Source organism: Paraburkholderia sp. UCT2 (genome assembly GCF_014397665.1).
In the GTDB taxonomy this organism is placed as follows: Bacteria; Pseudomonadota; Gammaproteobacteria; order Burkholderiales; family Burkholderiaceae; genus Paraburkholderia; species Paraburkholderia tuberum.
In genome coordinates, this window is sequence record NZ_VZQO01000132.1 from 1 (window position 1) to 1,197 (window position 1,197).

General features: G+C 63.6%; 2 protein-coding genes. Both read left to right on the forward strand.

Going from position 1 to position 1,197, the window contains the following annotated elements; translation table 11 throughout:
• Positions 1-110: 110 nt before the first annotated feature.
• Positions 111-878 carry an IS21-like element helper ATPase IstB gene (istB, locus tag F6X39_RS36055; protein WP_187620143.1) on the forward strand — a complete coding sequence of 256 codons (768 nt, stop codon included), beginning with the start codon at positions 111-113 and terminating at the stop codon, positions 876-878.
• Positions 875-1,093: a hypothetical protein gene (locus F6X39_RS36060; protein ID WP_187620144.1), complete on the forward strand. Its 219-nt coding sequence runs from the start codon at positions 875-877 to the stop codon at positions 1,091-1,093. The genes istB and F6X39_RS36060 overlap by 4 nt, the downstream gene beginning before the upstream one ends.
• The last annotated feature ends 104 nt before the right edge of the window (positions 1,094-1,197 follow it).

A 1,197-nucleotide genomic window follows, 5' to 3' on the forward strand; every position in this document is an offset into this window, starting at 1 on the left:
GCAGATACCGCCGCCGGTGACGGTGAACCTGCCCGAGCACGTGCGTAGCAAGGACACGCTGGTGACCCCTCACCGGCTCGACATCTACGACCAGATAACGGGAGGTGCTGATGAGCTCGCCTGAGAACCTGCAGGAGCGCGCGAACGCCCTGCGCCTGTACGGGCTGCTGGCACACTGGCCGGATCTCACGGACGCCGGCTGGGTTGCGCCGCTGCTGCAGTGGGAAGAAGACGAGCGTGCCCGCCGTTCGCTCGAGCGACGCATCCGGGATGCCCATCTGGGTAGCTTCAAACCGCTGTGCGACTTCGACTGGGCCTGGCCCACGCGTTGCGACCGGGCCGCCGTTGAAGAACTGATGTCGCTCGAGTTCGTCAGGGACACCGCCAACGTCGTACTGATCGGCCCGAACGGCGTGGGCAAGTCGACCCTGGCGCTGAACCTCGCCTACCAGGCGCTCGTCAACGGGCACACCGCGCTGTTCACAACCGCTGGCCAGATGCTCGGCGAGCTCGCCGCGCTTGACAGTGACTCAGCGTTACGCCGGCGGCTGCACCGGTACGCCACGCCCGACGTGCTTGTAATTGACGAGGTCGGATACCTGTCCTACTCGAACCGCCACGCCGACCTGCTGTTCGAACTGATCAGCCGCAGGTATGGCGCAGCGAGCACCGTCGTCACTACAAACCGGCCGTTCGCAGAATGGTCGGAGGTGTTTCCGAACGCTGCCTGCGTCGTCTCGCTGGTTGACCGGCTGGTGCATCGCGCCGAAGTCGTCGCAATCGAAGGCGAGTCCTACCGGGTGAAGGAGGCACGTGAACGGGCCGAGCAGCGCACAAAGAAACGCAGCGCGGCACGCATGGAGAAGAAGAAGTCATGAAGCGCCTTCACCTGCCTTCGGGCATCACTCACGGGCTCGACTTCCTGATCCCGGACAACTGGTCCGTCGATCAGGCGCTGGCCGTCGTCGAACTCATCGACGATCTACGCGAGCGTATCGCCGCGCACTACCAGATTCCGCTCAATGAACTGCTGCACGAACAGCGCGCGCCTCCCGACAATCCTCATCCTCGCGACATCGATGATCCATTCTGACGACCATCACCCAACAACAGCGGGCCGTAACCGCCCCCTGTTGTTGGTGCATTTACTCAACCTTGCGCCGCCATCTAGTGGCGCTTTTACACCGCCGCTAACAG

Coding starts and splice junctions, on each gene's coding strand:
- istB (WP_187620143.1), top strand. CDS start 111: ATGAGCTCGCCTGAGAACCTGCAGGAGCGCGCGAACGCCCTGCGCCTG.
- F6X39_RS36060 (WP_187620144.1), top strand. CDS start 875: ATGAAGCGCCTTCACCTGCCTTCGGGCATCACTCACGGGCTCGACTTC.